General features: G+C 63.8%; 13 protein-coding genes and 1 pseudogene. 6 read left to right on the top strand and 8 right to left on the bottom strand.

The features are described 5' to 3' along the window. Positions 1 to 4 precede the first annotated feature (4 nt). Together ELY13_RS10090 and ELY13_RS10085 are read left to right on the top strand one after the other, a co-directional pair. Positions 5 to 682, top strand: coding sequence for a winged helix-turn-helix domain-containing protein (locus ELY13_RS10090; RefSeq protein WP_126173789.1), 678 nt, complete (start codon positions 5 to 7; stop codon positions 680 to 682). Continuing rightward, the gene (locus ELY13_RS10085; protein WP_126173788.1) at positions 672 to 2,063 is read left to right on the top strand and encodes a sensor histidine kinase; all 1,392 of its coding nucleotides are present in this window, start codon (positions 672 to 674) and stop codon (positions 2,061 to 2,063) included. Before ELY13_RS10090 ends, ELY13_RS10085 begins: the two co-directional genes overlap by 11 nt. On the opposite strand, the gene ELY13_RS10080 is transcribed toward ELY13_RS10085, so the two are convergent. From ELY13_RS10080 to ELY13_RS10050, 8 genes and pseudogenes are all read right to left on the bottom strand, one after another. Beyond that, positions 2,060 to 3,694, bottom strand: a complete 1,635-nt coding sequence (locus ELY13_RS10080) for a GMC family oxidoreductase (RefSeq protein WP_126173787.1) — start codon at positions 3,692 to 3,694, stop codon at positions 2,060 to 2,062. The genes ELY13_RS10085 and ELY13_RS10080 overlap by 4 nt on opposite strands. Then, a complete protein-coding gene (locus ELY13_RS10075; RefSeq protein WP_126173786.1) occupies positions 3,684 to 4,319 on the bottom strand; it encodes a gluconate 2-dehydrogenase subunit 3 family protein in 636 nt (211 codons plus the stop codon). Before ELY13_RS10075 ends, ELY13_RS10080 begins: the two co-directional genes overlap by 11 nt. Continuing rightward, entirely contained in the window at positions 4,312 to 5,142 is an 831-nt protein-coding gene (locus tag ELY13_RS10070) for a hypothetical protein (RefSeq protein WP_126173785.1), read from the bottom strand. Before ELY13_RS10070 ends, ELY13_RS10075 begins: the two co-directional genes overlap by 8 nt. Positions 5,143 to 5,145: 3 nt before the next feature. Continuing rightward, on the bottom strand, positions 5,146 to 6,930 hold the full coding sequence (locus tag ELY13_RS10065; RefSeq protein ID WP_126173784.1) for a thiamine pyrophosphate-requiring protein: 1,785 nt from the start codon (positions 6,928 to 6,930) through the stop codon (positions 5,146 to 5,148). A gap of 83 nt (positions 6,931 to 7,013) precedes the next feature. Further along, on the bottom strand, positions 7,014 to 8,252 hold the full coding sequence (locus tag ELY13_RS10060) for an alpha-hydroxy acid oxidase (protein ID WP_126173783.1): 1,239 nt from the start codon (positions 8,250 to 8,252) through the stop codon (positions 7,014 to 7,016). A gap of 181 nt (positions 8,253 to 8,433) precedes the next feature. After that, a pseudogene (locus ELY13_RS15670) lies at positions 8,434 to 8,610 on the bottom strand (DUF6894 family protein); the annotation flags it as partial. A gap of 47 nt (positions 8,611 to 8,657) precedes the next feature. Next, a complete protein-coding gene (locus ELY13_RS10055) occupies positions 8,658 to 11,075 on the bottom strand; it encodes an EAL domain-containing protein (RefSeq protein ID WP_126173782.1) in 2,418 nt (805 codons plus the stop codon). 406 nt (positions 11,076 to 11,481) lie between these two features. After that, entirely contained in the window at positions 11,482 to 12,159 is a 678-nt protein-coding gene (locus ELY13_RS10050) for an HAD family hydrolase (protein WP_164549766.1), read from the bottom strand. 344 nt (positions 12,160 to 12,503) lie between these two features. On the opposite strand from ELY13_RS10050, the gene cynS reads away from it, so the two are divergent. The 4 genes from cynS to ELY13_RS10030 all read left to right on the top strand — a co-directional run bounded on the left by cynS (position 12,504) and on the right by ELY13_RS10030 (position 17,359). After that, positions 12,504 to 12,953, top strand: a complete 450-nt coding sequence (cynS, locus tag ELY13_RS10045) for a cyanase (RefSeq protein ID WP_126173780.1) — start codon at positions 12,504 to 12,506, stop codon at positions 12,951 to 12,953. A 248-nt stretch (positions 12,954 to 13,201) separates the two neighbouring features. Beyond that, the gene (ku, locus tag ELY13_RS10040; RefSeq protein WP_126173779.1) at positions 13,202 to 14,140 is read left to right on the top strand and encodes a non-homologous end joining protein Ku; all 939 of its coding nucleotides are present in this window, start codon (positions 13,202 to 13,204) and stop codon (positions 14,138 to 14,140) included. A 12-nt stretch (positions 14,141 to 14,152) separates the two neighbouring features. Further along, the gene (gene ligD / locus ELY13_RS10035) at positions 14,153 to 16,690 is read left to right on the top strand and encodes a DNA ligase D (RefSeq protein ID WP_126173778.1); all 2,538 of its coding nucleotides are present in this window, start codon (positions 14,153 to 14,155) and stop codon (positions 16,688 to 16,690) included. Positions 16,691 to 16,711: 21 nt separating this feature from the next. Continuing rightward, positions 16,712 to 17,359 carry an O-methyltransferase gene (locus ELY13_RS10030; protein ID WP_126173777.1) on the top strand — a complete coding sequence of 216 codons (648 nt, stop codon included), beginning with the start codon at positions 16,712 to 16,714 and terminating at the stop codon, positions 17,357 to 17,359.

Here is a 17,359-nt window from a genome sequence, read left to right as displayed (position 1 = left end):
GGCATTGAAGCTTCTGCTGGTGGAAGATGACGAACAGACCGCCGATTACCTGAAGCGCGGCCTGGGGGAGCTTGGCCATTCCTGCGACCATGTTGCCAACGGAGTGGACGGGCTGACGGCCGCCCTGAGCGGCGGCCATGATGCCATCATCCTTGACCGCAATCTTCCCCAGCTGGATGGTTTGGCGGTGCTTACGGCGCTGCGGGCGCAGGGAAACCGCACGCCGGTCCTGGTGCTTTCGGCGCTGAGCGAGGTCGATCACAAGGTCGAAGGGCTGCGCGCCGGTGGCGACGATTACCTCGCCAAGCCTTTTTCCTTTCAGGAATTGTTCGCGCGGCTGGAAGCCATCGTCCGGCGCCGGGGCGGCGACACCGCGCCCAGGACGCAGCTTCAGGTCGGCAGCCTCACACTCGACCTTCTCGGCCGCACCGCTTCGCGCAAGGGCCGCCGGATCGAACTGCACAACAAGGAATTCCAGCTTCTGGAGTATCTGATGCGCCACGCCGGGCAGGTGGTGACGCGCACCATGCTGACCGAGGCGATCTGGGATTACAGCTTCAACCCGGGCACCAATGTCATCGACGTCCATGTCAGCCGATTGCGGGGCAAGATCGACGCTCCGGAGGAGCCGAGCCTGATCAGCACGATCCGCGGCGCGGGATACCGCCTCGATGCCGATTGAACGGAGCGCGATCGCAGGCAGCGCAGCCTTGCGCGGCGCCTTGTGGATCACGCTCATCGCGCTTCTGACCACCAGCGTTGCCTTGACGGTGCAGTATGTCCAGACAACCCGGCTGCTGCAGGAACGCACGCGAGCGCTGGTGGACGACGAGGCGGCAAGCCTGCTCGCCCGGTATCAGGCGGCAGGGATCGGCGGCGTCGCCGGCGCGATCCGCCGCGCGGAGAGCTTGCCCCGCATCAACGAGTTCTTTTATCTTCTCGCCAGCCCCGGAGGAGAGCCGCTGGTCGGCAACCTCGCCGGATGGCCCGAGGAGATCGACCGGTCCGGCTATCACAGCTTCAGCACGCAAGTCGCCAGCACGGGTACCGGCTGGCGTGAACGCAGCGTCGAAGCGCGCGCCGTCATCCTGCCGGGCGGCTTTCGCCTGCTGGTCGGCAACTTGTCCGATGAGCAGAAAGCCCTTCAGGAGCGCTATCTATCGGCCCTCGTGTGGTCCTTGCTGGCAACCGGCGCTCTCGGGCTGGCGCTCGGCTTCTGGTATAGCCGGCGCGGGCTTGCGTTCGTGGATCAGGCTTCCAGCGCGGGCGAGCGTTTCCTGCGCGGCAATCTGGCGGAGCGGCTGCCCGTCTCGGGACGCGGCGACGAGTACGATCGGCTGGGCGAAACGATCAACCGCACGTTCGCGGAAACCGAGCGGCTGGTCGGCTCCCTGCGAGCCGCGACCGAAGGACTGGCGCACGACCTCAAGACACCGCTCACACGCATCCGCGCCCGCTTGGACCTGGCGGAGCTTCAGGCGAGCGATGAGCAGCGGCTCCGCACCGCGATGGCCGAAAGCCGCGAGGATATCGAGTCCATCCTGCGGCTGATCGCGGACGTGCTCGGCCTGGCTCGTGCGGAGGCGACGGCGGCGGCGAGCTTCGTGCCGGTGCAGTTCGATGCCCTGGTCGCTGAGGCCGCCGAGTTGTTCGAGCCTGTGGCGGAAGAGCGGGGCGTGCGGCTGGAAACCGATCTTGCGCCGGTTCGGCTCTCCGGCGCGCGGGCCCTGCTGGCGCAGACGGCGACCAATCTGATCGACAACGCCATCAAGTACACGCCGCCGGGCGGGGTGGTCCGGGTAGAGCTGCACCGGACCGCGGAAGCCGCGCGGTTCGTGGTAACCGACGAAGGGCCGGGCATACCCGAGGCCCAGCGGGAGATCGCATTGCAGCGTTTCGCCCGGCTCGACGCCAGCCGTTCCGAACCCGGCAGCGGTCTGGGTCTCAGCATCGTCGCGGCCGCCGCGCGCGTGCACCGCGCCACGCTTCGGCTCGGAGATAACCAGCCAGGCCTCAGGGTCGAGGTGATCTTCCCGATCGGCCGCGCGGAGACCTTGTCCTAGAGTTCTCCGCGACGGGCGAGTTCGGCGATCCGATCCCCGGTTCGGCAGGCAATCGCCTGGATCGTCAGTGACGGATTGACGCCGCCGCTGGTGGGGAACACCGATCCATCGCAAATCCACAGGTTGGGAATGTCCCAGCTCCGGCAGTCGGCATCGACCACGCTCGTCGCCGGATCGGAGCCCATGCGGGCGGTGCCCAGCAAGTGCGCCGTCTCATCCGGGTTCTGCCACCGGTCCGTGATCCCCACCACATCCAGCGCCTGGTCCATGAAACCGAGCGCGTGCCGGATCATCGCCTGCTCGTTCTCACCATAGGAAAACGTGATCCGCGGTACGGGAAGGCCGTACTCGTCCGCTTGGTCGGTAAGCGTCACCTGGTTGCGCTCATACGGAAGAACCTCGCCCACCATCTTGAGCCCGACCGCATTATTGTAGCGATGCATTTCATCGAGCAGGTCCTGTCCCCAGAGTCCCTTGCCCGCGACAAGTCTGGCCCAGCTGGCGGCCAGCGGACCCGGGGGCATGTAGCACCAGCCCCCGTGATAGTCCTTTCCGGCGTCCTCGTAATTCCAGTGTTCGCTTACCGCGAGGCTCGGCGGCGCCTTGTAGAAGCGGGCATCGTCCTGTGTTCGGCCGAACACGGACTGGTTGAGGTGAACCATCAGGTTCTTGCCCACCAGACCGGATGAATTGGCCAGCCCGTCGGGACATTCCGGGCTGGCGGAATTAAGCAGCAGGCGCGGGGTCTCGACCGCGTAGCCGGCAACGACGACGTTCTTCGCTTTCTGAAAGCGCCATTCCCCCTCGCGCCGGTAGTGCACGCCGGTGACGCGGCCTTCCCGACTCTCGATCCGTCCTGCCATGGCAAGATCGCGGATCTCCGCTCCGGCCGAAAGGGCACGGGGAAGCCAGGTGTTGAGGGCCGATTGCTTCGCATTGGTCGAGCATCCTGCCATGCAGAATCCGCGATAGACGCACGGGTGTGCCTTTCCCCGCGGCGCAGACAACGTGGCGATGGGTGTCTCTGTCCATTGGATGCCGAGTTTCTCCGCGCCTTCCACGAGATACCGTGCGGGCCCGTTCAGCGGATGCGCGCGATAGGGGTAGCGCGGGCGCTTCGGACCCCACGGGTACGTGACCGGACCTGAGATGCTCAGCGCCTCCTCCACTTCCCGGTAGTAGGTCCACATTTCCCGCCAATCGAGCGGCCAGTCGACGCCATAACCCAGTTTGCTGCGGCTCTTGAACCATTCAGGGCGGAAGCGCAGCGAAACCATCATGTAATGGACCGTGGAGCCGCCGACCGCCTTGCCCGAATTGTTTGCGCCAAGCTTCAGCGGGTTATCGCCGTCGACTATCCTGTCATCGTTCCAGTAGAGTTTGCCTTGTTCGTGTTCGTCGGACGCGAAGTCCTCCAGCGGGCGCCAGTAGGCGCCCGCGTCCATCGCCACGACGGAAAAACCGGCTTCGGCGAGCTTGCAGGCGAGGGTTCCGCCGCCCGCGCCGGTACCGACGATCAGGAAATCGACTTCCTCCTCTCCGTACTCGCGCATGGGAACCCAGCCGCCGGGCGTGAACACATCCGGCGCCTGTCCATTCAGGGCGCGGGGGGCCTGCGCTTCAGCGGACATGGTGCCGTGGCCATCCTGTCGGAGACGTGCTTCTTTCCTCCAGCGCTTCCCACGGATCGCGGCGGTTTTCGGCGATGCGGACGTAGCCGCGCGGGGAGGCCGGCCCGCCGAAGCCCATCGCGCTCCAGAGCGAAGGCTGCGACCAATGGCAGGATACGAGATCGGGTATCACCCGCCATGTCCAGAAGGTGCTTGGCGGCAAGCTCTCCCATTCCGGCGCGCGCACGTCGCCGTCCTCGATGGAGCGCAGGACGGCGTCGGCCTGCCCCCCGTCCAGATCGGCGAAGGGTGAGCCGAAGCGGAGCTGCGCCTCCGCTTCGATGGCGTCGAGCCCGCGCCGCCAGGCGTCGGACGTCCGCGGCAGTTCGTGATGCCGGAAACCCTCGGTCGAGTCCTCCTCGATCCGCTGGACCACCATCGCAAGGGTCGTGGTGGGGGGCCTCCCCTCAGGATCGGGGCACACCCGCGCTTTCACCATGCGCAAGGTGGCGAGCTGGGTGTCGCTCAGCACGCCTTCAGGCACCTTGAGTGAAAGCCGGCGATCCACGACGGCGCGAGTCGTGTCGTCCCAGCTCGCGCTGTCGCGCTTCGCCAGGACATCGTAGGTCGGGTAGGGATCAGCCACGAGCGAACCTCCGCATCAGCAGCAGCGCCCCGAGCCCGGCGATCGCTATTCCGGTGAACGAGGGCGGGGCAGGGATTGGCGGACCGACGATCAGATTCTGTCGCCAGTTCCGCCAGCCGCCCATGTTCCGCGAGACGCCGTACGCGTGGAAAGCCGCTCCGGCGAAGCCGAGCACCGCCGTGGCGGTAAGGGCGGGGTTGGTGATCCGGCCGACTGTTCCGGTCACGGCTGCCTTGCCGAGGGCGAGGGCGGCAATCGGCGGCACGACCACCGGAACCCACATGAAGGGGTTGTGGTATGCGCCGCGAAAGTGAAACACGGCGGCTTCCGCGCTGGTGCCGGCAAGGGCGAAGGCCGCGAAACCGGCAAGCGAGCGCCCGGATGCGAGCGGCACCGGCCCCAGGCGGCTCGCGCCTTTGCCGAGCGCGAGTGCCGTCGCACCCAAAGTGCCAGCAACCATCAAGGCTGCCGGGGCGGCGATCGGCGCGTGATAGAAGACGTTTCCGAAGGTGAAGCCGCCGGGCTGCTTCAGTATGTTGTACACGTGGAAACCCAGGCCCGCCGCCCCGATCGCGACATTTGCCGCGTGAACGGACATCGCCAGAGCGCCTGTCCCTCCGCTCGCACGTGCGCCGAGCGCGAGACGCGTGTCGGTGAGGATGGACAACGCCGAGCCAGCCAACGGCAGCACCATCGCGCGGTTTTCGAACGATCCGCGGTAATGCTCGATCCCGGCATCGGCCAGCACTGAGCTTGCGACCAGAGACGCTCCGCCGGCGATCAGGCGAGCGGCTTTATCGCTGGGTTGGGGCAGTCCGGGCAAGAATTACTCCTCTGAAAAGACGGAGCTCATCACCTGCTTGACGCTGCCCTTGAGCATGCTCCCCTGTTCCGGATCGCCCTTGATCGCCGTGCTCATGAAGGACTTGACCTGATCGAAGGTAAAGTGCGGCGGCAGCGGGGGCACTTCGGGGTCTGTCTTGACCTCGAGCACCGTGGGCCTGCCGGAAGCGAGCGCGCGGTCCCACGCTGCGCCGAGATCCTTCGGGTCATCGACGAAGATGCCCTGCAGCCCGATCAGCTCGGCGAACTTGTGATAGGGAACATCGGGCAATTCCTGCGTCATCTCGGCCTTGGGATTGCTGTTCATTACGCGCTGTTCCCACGTGACCTGGTTCAGGTCCTGGTTGTTCAGTACGCAGACGATGAAAGTCTGGTTCGGCCATTTCTTGTGGTACTTGGCGACCGTGATCAGTTCGGCCATGCCGTTCATCTGCATGGCTCCATCGCCAACCATCGCGATCACCGGCCGGTCAGGATAGGCGAACTTGGCCGCGATCGCATACGGCACGCCTGCCCCCATCGAGGCGAGCCCGCCGGAAAGCGAACCCATCATCCCCCGGCGCATCTGGATATCGCGGGCATACCAGTTCGCGCAGCTTCCGCTGTCGCTGGTCAGGATGACGTCGTCTGGCAGGCGAGGGGACAATTCGGTGAAGATACGCTGCGGATTGACCGGGTTGGCCTCCACCATCGCACGGTCATGCAGGGTCTTGTTCCAGTCCTTCTTCCAACCCGCGATGGAATCGCGCCACGCGGTATCGGTCTTCGGCTGAAGCAGGGGGAGCAGCGCCTCGATCGAAAGGGCGGCATCGCCTTCGAGATTGACCTCGAACGGATAGCGGATCGATAGCATCCCCGGATCGAGATCGATCTGCACGCCGCGGGCCTGCCCCTCCTTGGGCAGGAACTCCGAATAGGGAAAGCCCGACCCGATCATCAGGAACGTGTCGCACTCCTGCATGAGCTCCCAACTTGGTTTCGTGCCGAGCAGTCCGATCGATCCGGTCACCCAGGGCAGGTCATCGGGAAGCACTTCCTTGCCCAGCAGCGCCTTGGCGCAGCCCGCGCCGAGCCGATCGGCAATGGAAATCACGTGATCGGTCGCGCCCTTGCAGCCGGCCCCGACCAGCATCGCGACCTTCTTGCCGGAATTGAGCACCTCGGCCGCGCGCTCAAGATCCTTTTCGGCGGGCACGACCCGTGGCCGTGACCAGCCCACTCCCGAGAACACCGCTCCGTGCTTGCGCGGCGGGTCCTCGTACGGCATTTCCTGAAGGTCGTTCGGAAACACGAGCGCGGTCACGCGCCGGCGGCCGATGGCGATCCGCACCGCCCGATCGACCAGGTGCCGCACTTGCGCGGGGGCCATCGCATAGCCGGTGAAGGCGCCGGCAACGTCCTTGAACATCGACGTCATGTCGAGCTCTTGCTGGTAGTGGGCGCCAACGGCGGTTCGCGCCTGCTGGCCGGTGATCGCCAGCACCGGCATATGATCCAGCCGTGCGTCGTAGAGTCCCGTCAGCAGGTGCGAAGCGCCCGGACCGGACGTGGCAAGGCATACGCCGAGATCCCCCGCGAACTTGGCATGGGCCGAAGCCATGAAGGCGGCCATTTCCTCATGCCGGACCTGCACGAATTCGAACTTGTCGCGCATGGAATCGAGCGCGCCGACCAAGCCGTTGATGCCGTCTCCCGGATAGCCGAAAATCCGTCGGACACCCCAATCGTGCAGTCGCTGCCAGACGAATTCGGACACGGATTGGGCCATGGTTTGTCTCCCGGTTTTGGCTGCTGTCGTTTCGCTAACGGACCTTCGCGCGGCTCCGTTCCGAATTTCGGGAACTTTTTGCGTCAGGCCTTCTCCGTCAGCGGCAAGTCGCGGGTGGGCACCAGCAGATCGCGGGACAGGGACTGGAGGTTCGGCACCCCGTACTGCCCCATCTCATTGAGCACCTCGGCTTCCAGGATTTCCAGCGCACGGCTGACGCCGTCGGTGCCGTAGGCGCACAGGCCGTACAGCATGGCGCGGCCTGAGAGCACGACGTCGGCGCCGAGGGTGCGGGCCTTGATGATGTCGCTGCCCCAGCGAATTCCGCCCGACATGTAGAGCGCTTTGTCGTCTCCCACGATTTCCCGCGCCCTGGGGAGAATGTCGAGCGCGGAGACCGACCAGTCCGCCTGCCTGCCGCCATGCGTGCCGAGGATGATCCCGTCGGCCCCGCTGCCCAGTGCCCGCTCCACGTCATCGAGGTTGATGAGGCCTTTCAGGAAAAGCGGCTTCTTCCAGCGTTGGCGGATTTTCTCCACGTCACCCCAGCTGAGCGACCGGGGCATCTGCTCCCGGATCCAGTTCGCCGTATCGAAGAAGGATCGCCGGTCCTTCGGCACGAAATCGCGTACGTTGCTGAACTGCGGTAGCCCCCCGGAAAGCGTCGTAGCGAGCCAGCGGACGTGCGAGGCCGCGTTGAGGAGGTTCGGAATACGGGGAAGGCCGATTTCGGTCCGGCCGCGTTTGTCCCACTGCCGTTGGCCGAAGATCTGCGCATCCGTGGTCAGCACCAGCGCCTCGCATCCCGCCTTGTCGGCCCGGGCCACCAGTTCCTGCCAGATTTCGTCCGGCCCGAAGACGTAGAGCTGCCACCAGTGCCGCAATCCCGGAATCCTGGCCACACGCTCCATCGGGTCGTTCGACATCGTGCTCTGGATGAACGGCACCCCCCCTTGCGCCGCCGCTTTCGCCAGCGCGATGTCTCCATGACGGCGGAAAATGCCGTTGAGGCCCGTTGGCGCGATCGCGAGCGGAAGCGCGGCCTTGCGCCCGAGAATGTCCGCCGAGCAATCGCGGTTCGATTCGTCCACCAGCGTGTGCGGCATGACGCGCCACTCGGCGAACGCCTCCCGCTCCCGCCTCAGGGTTGCTTCCTGCCCCGATCCCCCTTCGAGATACTCCAGCACGAAGCGCGGCATCAGCTTGTGCGCGCGGGCGCGAAGGTCCTCGATCGAGCGGGCGCGCGTCACCCGTCGCCCGGTGTAGAAATGCCGCTTCGGCGTTCCTTCGAACTCGGCGGCGCGGAGTTTCTCGTTGGCCATTGCGATCCTTCCGTCAGGCGAACGGGATGCGCGCGGCAACAGTTCCTGACTTGCTTGCGTCCGGGCAGGAGCTGGGAGCGGCCCGGAACCGCCGTCCTGGCCCTTTGGCGTCCGGCGCAATTTCAGAAAGGAAACGAGGTTAGTCCGGCATGGCAGGCAGTCGCCGGCGACGACCTTGTCTTCAAGCCCCGTGCTGGTCGGCAATTTCCATTCGCCGGTTCAGCCACAACTCACCGCGAACCCTATCCTCGGCCAGAATGGCACGAGCCTCTTTCAGGACACGCGCCGGAACGTGTTGCAGCGACAGGCAGGGCAAGCCCTTCGGGTCCGGGCACATGCCTTTCCCCTCGAACAACTGGAGGAAATACCGGGGGCCGGCGACAAGGTCGGCTCCCGGCTAGCCCCTCATTCGCCGTCAGTGGGTCGCAGAAGACGCGAGACTGCATCGGCGCTCACGGGACGTTCGAACAGGAAGCCTTGCGCGAACAGGCAGCCTTCATCGATCAGGGCCTGCTTCTGCTCCTCTGTTTCGACTCCTTCGGCCACGACATCGATTTTCAGTGTTTTCGCAAGGTCGATCACAGCCGAAACGATTGCCCGGATTTCCGGCTCGGATGCCAGCTTGGCGATGAAGGAGCGGTCGATCTTGACCACATCGACTGGAAAGTCGCGCAAGTGCGAGAGGGATGAATAACCGGTTCCGAAATCATCGAGGGCAATCCTGAAACCTGCCTGCTTGAGCCGCGTCAGGGCACGTGTGACATAGCCCGAGCCGGCTTCCAGGAAGACATGTTCCGTCACCTCGACTTCCACGAGTGAAGGGGGTATCCCGTGTTCCTCCACGCGCGCGATCAGCTGTTCGGCAAAGTCATCGCGAAGGAACTCCACGGGGGCGGCGTTGATCGCGACACGGCCGAACGGAAGCCCGGCATCCATCCAGTCCCGCATGTCGTGAAGCACCCGCTCATGCATCAGCGCGCCGATTTTCGAAGCGAGTTCGAAGTGATTGAAGGCCTCCTGGACCAAGTCCGGGCTCTGGAGGCCGCGCGAGGCGTTATGCCACCTCAGCAAAGCCTCGAAACCGACGATTTCCCCCGTGATGAGGTTGATTTTCGGTTGGTAGTGGGGCCTGATTGTCTCCCCGCTGACGGCCGTCCTGGCGAGGCTTAACTGTGCTGATCTGATTTGCGCCTTGTCGCGCATGTGCGGCTCGAACATCATTGTCCCGCCGCGCCCGCTGCCCTTCAGGGCGTAAAGCGCGATGTCCGCGTTATCGAGGAGCTCATCTGCACTGCGGGCGTGCTGGGGGAAGATGGCTCCGCCGATGCTTGCGCCCGTGTTCACGGACTGATCGCCGGAAACAACCGGCTCGCGCAGGCGCGCATGAATGGATGCGCCCGCGGCGGTAATGTCCAGCTCTCCTCGACCCTCCAGGATCAAGGCGAACTCGTCACCGCCGAGCCGGGCGACAAAGTCGCCTTTTCGCAGAAACCCCCGCAGGCGGTCGCCGAGGACGGTCAGCACGCGGTCTCCCGCGGTGTGGCCGAACGTGTCGTTCACGTGCTTGAAGTGATCGAGGTCGATCAGCAGCAGGCCGACCCTGCCGCCGGACTGCAAAGCCCTGGCGGTTGCCTTTTTCAGCTGCGCCTCGAACGCCCGGCGGTTCGGCAGATCAGTCAGAGGGTCATGTTCGCTTGCCCACTTCAACTGTTCGGCGGACTTGCGCTGTTCGGTGATGTCTTCCGCAACGACGATCGAGCCTTCCATCTCCCCGGTTTCGCCGGTCACGAACGAAACGTTGACGCGGCACCACACCGCCGACCCGTCCGGCCGAATAAACCGCTTTTCCATCTGGAAAGGTTCGCGCTTGTGGACCTGCTCAAGGATCAGCCGCTCACTCCATTCGAAGTCTTCCGGATGGGTGCATTCCATCAGCCCGCAGGCTTTCAGCTCATCTTCTGTCCGACCAAGGATTTCGCAGAAGCGCGCATTGACGGCTTGCACGCGTCCGTAATTGTCGGTCTTGACGATCCCGACCAGCGCCTGGCCGAAGATGGTGGCCAGTTCCGCATTGCGCTGCCGGATTGCGGCGTTCGCTCGTTCACGGTCAGATACATCCTGTATTCCGCAGATAACGCGAACCGGACGGCCTTCCAGGTCGCGCTGCACGATGCCTCTTTGCTGGATCAGGGTATATTCCCCGTCCGCTTTCAGGAAGCGACCTTCCGAAAATATGCGGTCGCCGTTTTCGATGCACCGGCCAATCTCTGCCGCGATGCGATCCCGGTCCTCCGGATGAACGCGCTGTGCGCACCACTCAGGGGTCCTCACCAGGTCTTCCTGGTAACCGAGCTGGCTGCCAAGCTGGCCGCTCCAGCGGACTTCACCCGTTTGCAGATCCCAGTCCACGATCAGGTCTGCGGAAGCCGATGCGACGAGCCTGTATCGTTCCTCCGCGGTTCTCAACGCGTGTTCTGTCTGCCTGCGCTCGTTGATATTTCTGAACCACACGCCGATCCCGCCATCTGCGAAAGGCGAGACATGGACTTCGTACCAGGCATAGAGCGGTGGATAGTAAGCCTCGAACCCAACGGGCGAGCGGTCCCGCATAGCTTGGCGGTAGTGGTGTTCGAACGGGCTTCCGGCGGTTCCGGGAAAGCTGTCCCAGAAGTCCTGCCCCGTCAGATCTTCGCCTCGGGCGATTTCCATGACCGCACGCTTGTTCAGATACCTGAAGCGCCAGTCGGCACCGAGCAGGAACACACAGTCGGTGGTGCCCTCAAGGAAGCTCGTCACGGCAGCATGGGTGTCCGGTTCGCCCAAGCCCCTCGAACCTGAATTGCAATCAGAAATGTTCCCGCCTCCCCAACCAGGCAGCCTTGGTTGTCTTCTAAGACAGGGGTCGGCGCCGTGGCGGAAAAGTCAGGTATAAATGATTGGTTGACATCTCCAACTACCTGAAAGCCAAGGAGCAGGCGGCCGGGTTGGGCGCTATCCTGCGCGACGCGGGCTGAAACTTTCCCCAATTGCCGCGAGCCGGTCTGCCTGGTGCAATTCGGCCGCGTGGGCCAGGCCTGCCGGACTACGATCTGTCGGCGCAACTCGGCCATTTGTGCGGAGACGGCCGCGCCCCATCCGGCAGTTCGAGCGGCCTGCGCGTGTCGCGCCTCCCCTATCGGCGCGCCTGGTTCCGGAAAAAGAGAGCCGCTGAAGACAAATGGGCAGGGGGTCAGGTTTTCCAGGGCTGGCTTATGGGTGAATTCGCGAAATCGGCGAGAATGGCTGCAACATCATCGTACAGAGCGACAGGATTTGCCTCCCAAAGGCTCTGATCGGGGAATTTCCCGGACCGCAGGCCAACTGCAGCCATTCCGCACCGCCGCGCGGCTTCGATGTCATAGGGCGTGTCGCCGATGACGATAACCTCGCTCGCCTCAACTCCCGGAAGCTTGCTCAAGGCGCTGGCGAAGATATCGGGATCCGGCTTGGTATGCTCCACGTCGTCGGCACAAGTCGTCGCGGTCACGATCGATTGGGCATCGAGAAGCTGAAGATAATGATCCAGCTCCCCCTGGGAGGCTGAGGATGCAAGCACGACCTGCAATCCCGACTCCTGCGTCCGCAGCAGCAAGTCGCGTGCCGAGGGGAACGGCTCGACTCGCTCAAGAAAAGCGGATTTGAAGATCGTGCCGTGCGCCTGCGCTAGCTGGTGCCGGGTTTCGTCATCCGCATCCGGGAGCAAGGCGGGGATCAGCATGTCGGCTCCCTTACCGATCTGACCATGAATTTCGTGACGAGCGACAGTCGATCCTGAACGCGCGAATGCCTCCTCCCAGGCCGTGACGTGGTAGTCGTTGCTGTCGACGAGCGTACCGTCGATATCGAAGAAAACCGCCTTGATCGTCATCCGCGCTCCTGGTTGGCACCGGTTCAGAGCGAGCGGCGGGCCGCATCGTTCCGACGGAGACCGCCAGGAAGATTGTGTCCCCTTGGACAGCCTGGCGCCCTTTGGCTCGAAATGCGCAAGATTGCCTGTCGATTGCGTCCTGTTCAGGGCTGCTCCGCCGGTCATTGCTTCAACCGCGGTCATAGGCAACATAAGGGCCGGCTGCCATCCAGTTTGGGGGCCGGAGGCACGGTACTCCTCACTTAATCCCGATCAAGTCATGCCGCCTCACCAAATCCCCGGGCGGGACCAGCTTTCTTCGCACCGTGGCAATTTTCAGCACCACCTCAAAGGAACACGCATCAATGATTACAGACCGTAGCGAAGTCACCGCGATGATCCGCGCCGCCAAGGTGCGCAAGGGCCTGAAGTGGGTCGACGTGGCCGAAGCGATCGGGCGCTCCAAGGAGTGGACGACGGCAGCCTGCCTTGGGCAGATGACGTTCGACAAGGCTCAGGCAGAAACAATCGGCGGAATCTTCGAGCTCAGCGATGAGGCCGTGGCGTGGCTGCAAATCGTGCCGCACAAGGGTTCGCTGCCGACTGCGGTGCCGACCGATCCGCTGATTTACCGCTGGTACGAGATGGTCAACGTCTACGGCACGACGATCAAGGAGCTGATCCATGAGGAATTCGGCGACGGGATCATGAGCGCCATCGACTTCTCCCTGGACCTGACGCGGGAATCCAACCCGGCTGGGGACCGGGTGCATGCAGTGATTTCCGGCAAGTTCCTGCCGTACAAGAGCTACTAAGGGCGGCGCCGAAGACGGCACCGCGCCAGGTGAGCCACACCCGGTGCTTCCGCCGTCCGGGCTGCAAGACCAAAGCCCCCGCGCCAACGGCGCCGGGGGCTTTTTGCTTGGGGGGCTTCGGGCAATGCAGAGCCAGGTGGGCTTCGGTCCCCGGCCGGGGCAGTGCCCGGCTCCGCCGTTGAGCCGCTCAAGCGGCGCGGAACCGAATCCGCGCCCTGAGCGCTGAGCTTGCAAAAGGAGTAACCGCGATGGCAGCACGCCCCTATTGGAGCGGCCAGATCAGGCTGGCGCTGGTTTCGATTCCTGTAGAAGTCTATTCGGCCACCAAGACCGGCGCGAAGATCAGCTTCCATCAGATCCATGAGCCGACCGGCAAGCGGATCCGTTACGAAAAGGTGGTGGAAGGGATCGGCCCGGTGGACCGGGACGAGATCGTCAAGGGGTACGAGGTGTCCAAGGACAACTACGTCCTGCTCGACCCGGAAGAGATCGACGCAGTCCGGATCGAGAGCACGAAAACGCTCGACCTCGTGCAGTTCGTCGATGCCGGGGACATCGACGTGTTCTACTTCGAAAAACCGTACTACGTCGTGCCGAGCGACGACCTGGCGGAGGAAGCCTTCGTGGTCCTGCGCGAAGCCTTGCGGGAAGCGCGCAAGGTCGCACTTGGCCAGATCGCGCTGCGCGGGCGCGAGACGCTGGTTTCGCTGAAGCCCTGCGGCAACGGGATCGTGATGGAATCCCTGCGCTACGAAGATGAAGTCCGCCAGGCGCAGAGCTATTTCGAGGAAATTCCCGACACAAAGCCGAAGCGGGACCTGCTCAACCTCGCCAAGACGCTGATCGATGAAAAAAGCGCACCGTTCGATGCCGGTGAATTCCATGACCGCTACACCGAGGCGCTGGAAAACCTGATCGAGCGCAAGATCAAGGCCAAGGGCAAGAAGGTGGTCGAGGAACCCGAAGGCGAGGAAATCGCGGCGGAAGGATCCAACGTGATCGACTTGATGGCGGCGCTGAAACGCTCCGTGGGAGACAAGCCCTCCGGCAAACAAGCCACCTCAACGAAGGCCAGTTCAAGCAAGTCCAGTTCAAGTAAGTCTAGTTCAAGTAAGTCTAGTTCAAGTAAGTCAGGTTCGGGCAAGGCTGGCGCGACGAAGACCAGCAAGACGCGCAAGCGGGCATAAGGGAGGGGCGCGATGAACAAGCCTCCCGATCCGCCCGATCCGCTCGGCGAATACAACCGTAAGCGCGATTTCTCAAAGACCGCCGAACCGGCGGGCAAGCGAGCCAGCAGCAAGGGCGGCAATCGCTTCATCGTTCAGAAGCACGCGGCTAGCCGGCTCCACTGGGATTTTCGGCTGGAGGTCGACGGAGTGCTGAAAAGCTGGGCCGTGACCAAGGGGCCTTCGCCCGATCCGGACATCAAACGGCTGGCGGTAAGAACCGAAGACCACCCGCTGAACTATGCCGATTTCGAAGGTGTGATCCCCAAGGGCGAATATGGCGGTGGATCGGTGATGCTGTGGGACAAGGGCACCTGGGCGCCGATCGAAGGCAAGAGCGCGAAGGACCTGGAGAAGGGTCACCTCCATTTCATCCTCGAGGGGGAGCGGATGAAGGGCGAATGGCTGCTGATCCGCCTGAAGCCGAAGGGCGGCGAAAAGCGTGAGAACTGGCTGCTGCGCAAGTTGAACGATGAATACTCCGAACCCGGCGATCAGCTGATCGAACATGGGCTCACCAGTGTCCTGACCGGACGATCGATGGCTGAGATCGAAGCGGACCCGGGCAGCGAGTTTTCTCTCGAAGGCAAGAACGGCACCGACTTCGCCAAAGTGATGGACAAGGCCGCCGCGCACAACCGGAAGCGGTCGAACACGGCGCCATCCCGCGCAAAGGCGAGTGAGCTGCCGGAATTCCGCAAGCCGCAACTTGCTACCCTCGTCGATGCCGTCCCGGAGGGGAGCGGCTGGATGCACGAGATCAAGCTCGACGGCTATCGCGCGCTGATCGCAGCGCACGGGGACAAGGTGATCGTCTACACGCGAACAGGCAAGAACTGGACCGACCGGTTCGCTCCGCTGGTCGAGCGGATCAAGGAACTGGACTTGCCCTGCTGCCTGATCGACGGGGAGGTGGTCGCCTACGACAAGAAGGGCAACCCGGATTTCTCCTCCCTGCAGAAAGTGCTCAAGCGCGGCCACGGAGGGCAGGGGGAAGACGACGCAATCTCGTTCCACGCCTTCGACCTGCTGGAACTGGACGGGGAGGACCTGACCGGCTTTTCCAACGTAGAACGCAAGGAGCGGCTGCACGCCTTGCTGGGCGACGCAGGGCCGCCGGTCCATGTGACGGACCACGTGATCGGCGCGGGTGAAAAGCTGCTGCGCACCATGTGCAACGCCGGGCAGGAAGGGATCATCTCCAAGCAGATCGACGCCTCGTACCAGAACAGCCGGACCAAGGCCTGGCTGAAGGTGAAGTGCATCCTGCGGCAGGAGTTCGTGATCATCGGCTGGAACCCGTCGAAGGCAGCCGCCCGCCCGTTCCGTTCCCTGCTGCTGGCGCAGTACGAAAACGGCGAACTGGTCTACAAGGGCAACGTCGGCACGGGTTTCAACACGGATCGGTTGCACGAACTGGCGAAGCGGATGAAGCCGCTTGAACGCAAGACCATGCCGGCTGAAGTACCACGGCCGATGCGGCGGGGCGTCACCTGGCTGAAGCCGGACCTGGTAGCGGAAATTGCCTTCACCGAGTTCACCCATGACGGGCACTTGCGCCACCCGAGCTTTATCGCCTTGCGCGAGGACAAGGCGGCGAAGGATGTCACCCCGGAAAAGCCCGTGAGCCTAGAGGAAGCGGAGCGAAAGGAGATCGTCAGGATCACCAACCGCGACCGGGTGATCTTCCCCGAAAGCGGCAACACCAAGGGCGAGCTCGCCGATTACTACGCCGCCGTTGCGCCCCTGATCCTGCCGTTCGCCTCCCACCGGCCGCTGACGCTGGTGCGGTGCCCCCAGGGGCGGGCGAAGAAGTGCTTCTATCAGAAGCACGACAGCGGCAGCTTCGGTCCGCATGTTCATCATGTTCCGGTGGTGGAGAAGAGGGGCAACACCGAGGAATACCTTTACATCGACGACGCTCCGGGGCTGCTCGCCTGCGTTCAGATGGGCACGATCGAGTTCCACGGCTGGGGATCGCGCAGCGCGGATGTCGAGGCTCCCGACCGGATGGTGTTCGATCTCGATCCCGATGTCGGGCTGGATTTCGCAGCCGTGAAATCGGCAGCCGAGGATATTCGCCAGCGGCTGGCCGACATGGGCCTGGTCAGTTTCGCCATGCTTTCGGGCGGGAAGGGCGTCCACGTGATCGTGCCGCTGAAGACCGGCCATTCCTGGGACGTGCATAAGGATTTTTCCCACCGCTTCGCCGAAGCGATGGCGCTGGCCGAGCCGGATCGCTTCACCGCCAACTTGCGCCTTGAGAAACGGGAAGGGCGGATCTTCATCGATTATCTGCGCAACCAGCGTGGCAGCACGGCGGTGATGCCTTATTCGACCCGCTCCCGCCCCGGGGCGCCGGTGGCGCTGCCGATCGCATGGGGGGAACTGAAGGGCTTTGACAACGCGCATCCGCTCTCCATCGACGATGCCGACAAGCTGATCCGGCGGGCCAAGGGGAAGGGGCTTTCCGGGTGGGGCTTCGCCGACCAGTCGCTACCGGACTTTTAACGATACACCGAAGGATACCCGATGGAATTCAGCAGCCCCGCCGCCTCCGCCGTGTTTGCCGAATACGATGCTCGCCATCAGCGGGAGCGTGCCTTGATGCGTGACTTGCCGGCAGGCGAATTCGGCGATCGGCGTGACGAGTTTCTCCTGCCGATCGGTGCCAGAGCAGGGGGATTCCTGCGTGCACTGATCCGGGGAAAAGAACCGAAGCGAATCCTGGAATTGGGCACCAGCTATGGGTACTCGACGCTGTTCCTCGCTGATGCGGCGCAGTCGTATGGAGGGCAGGTGATCTCGGTGGATCTCGATGCCGCGAAACAGGATTATGCCGCCGGAATGCTGGCGCGCGCCGGGTTTGCAGACACTGTGGAATTCCGCTGCGGCGATGCGATCAAGTTGATCGCCGCAGATCCGGGACCCCTCGATTTCGTCCTGCTCGATATCTGGAAGAACCAGTATCTGCCGTGCTTCGAAGCTGTCTATCCCAAGCTGGCGGAAGAAGGCATCATCGCGTCCGACAACATGATCCAGCCGGCAAGCGCGCGCGATGCCGTGCGGCGCTATCGCGCGGCGATCACGGCGAAGGAGGACCTGCAGACGATGCTGCTCCCGGTGGGCAGCGGGATCGAGCTGTCGATCCGCTGGTCCGCGGGCAACCCGAAGCTGTAA

It is taken from the genome of Altericroceibacterium xinjiangense, from assembly GCF_003958635.1.
GTDB classification, from domain to species: Bacteria; Pseudomonadota; Alphaproteobacteria; order Sphingomonadales; family Sphingomonadaceae; genus Altericroceibacterium_A; species Altericroceibacterium_A xinjiangense.
This window is presented reverse-complemented; position numbering and strand designations above follow the sequence as displayed.

Coding starts and splice junctions, on each gene's coding strand:
- ELY13_RS10065 (WP_126173784.1), bottom strand. CDS start 6,930: ATGGCCCAATCCGTGTCCGAATTCGTCTGGCAGCGACTGCACGATTGG.
- ELY13_RS10085 (WP_126173788.1), top strand. CDS start 672: ATGCCGATTGAACGGAGCGCGATCGCAGGCAGCGCAGCCTTGCGCGGC.
- ELY13_RS10050 (WP_164549766.1), bottom strand. CDS start 12,159: ATGACGATCAAGGCGGTTTTCTTCGATATCGACGGTACGCTCGTCGAC.
- ELY13_RS10030 (WP_126173777.1), top strand. CDS start 16,712: ATGGAATTCAGCAGCCCCGCCGCCTCCGCCGTGTTTGCCGAATACGAT.
- ku (WP_126173779.1), top strand. CDS start 13,202: ATGGCAGCACGCCCCTATTGGAGCGGCCAGATCAGGCTGGCGCTGGTT.
- ligD (WP_126173778.1), top strand. CDS start 14,153: ATGAACAAGCCTCCCGATCCGCCCGATCCGCTCGGCGAATACAACCGT.
- cynS (WP_126173780.1), top strand. CDS start 12,504: ATGATTACAGACCGTAGCGAAGTCACCGCGATGATCCGCGCCGCCAAG.
- ELY13_RS10060 (WP_126173783.1), bottom strand. CDS start 8,252: ATGGCCAACGAGAAACTCCGCGCCGCCGAGTTCGAAGGAACGCCGAAG.
- ELY13_RS10080 (WP_126173787.1), bottom strand. CDS start 3,694: ATGTCCGCTGAAGCGCAGGCCCCCCGCGCCCTGAATGGACAGGCGCCG.